Source organism: Promicromonospora kroppenstedtii DSM 19349 (assembly GCF_000515355.1).
Lineage (GTDB): Bacteria > Actinomycetota > Actinomycetes > Actinomycetales > Cellulomonadaceae > Promicromonospora > Promicromonospora kroppenstedtii.
In genome coordinates this window covers 9,157-9,775 of record NZ_KI911608.1, presented here as the reverse complement: position 1 = coordinate 9,775, position 619 = coordinate 9,157, and the positions used below count along the sequence as shown (strand labels likewise).

Genomic DNA, 619 nt, shown 5'->3' with positions numbered 1-619 from the left:
CGGGGCGCCGTGCTGCTGCGACACGTGCTGCCCAACGCCGCCGGGCCCGTGCTGGCGCTCGCGGCCGTCGAGCTCGGCGCGGTGATCCTCGCGGTCTCGGCCCTGAGCTTCCTCGGGTACGGCGCCACCCCGCCCACGCCCGAGTGGGGCTCGCTCGTGGCCGAGGGGCGCGACTACCTGGCCGTGGCCTGGTGGTACTCGACGCTGCCCGGCCTGGTCATCGCGCTCTTCGTGCTCGCCGTCGGCGTGCTCGGGCGGGCGCTCACCCGCGAGACGAGGACGGACCGATGACGCTGACGACGAGTGATCCGGGCGCCACCCCGACGGTGGACGCCGCCCCGTCCGGGGGAGCGGACACCCAGGCACCATCGGACACCCTGCTGCGTGTACACGGCCTGCGCGTCGCGTACGGCGACGCCGAGGTGGTGCACGGCGTCGACCTGGACGTGCGGCCGGGCCAGGTCGTCGCGCTGGTGGGCGAGTCCGGGAGCGGCAAGTCCACCACGGCGCACGCCCTGATCGGCCTCCTGCCTGACGGCGGCCGGGTCCCGGCCGGCGCGGCGCACCTCGGCACGGGGCAGCGCTCGGCTGCGCTGACCGGGCTGCTCCCGGACGCCTG

The 619-nt window shown here is 76.6% G+C and carries 2 protein-coding genes; both read left to right on the top strand.

The genetic code is table 11. From position 1 onward, the window contains the following. Positions 1–291, top strand: a 291-nt coding sequence (locus PROKR_RS03740) for an ABC transporter permease subunit (protein WP_036959633.1), incomplete at its 5' end; no start/stop codon positions are given. Continuing rightward, positions 288–619: ATP-binding cassette domain-containing protein (locus PROKR_RS33765; RefSeq protein ID WP_036959632.1), on the top strand; the 332-nt coding region annotated here is incomplete at its 3' end. The genes PROKR_RS03740 and PROKR_RS33765, both read left to right, overlap by 4 nt.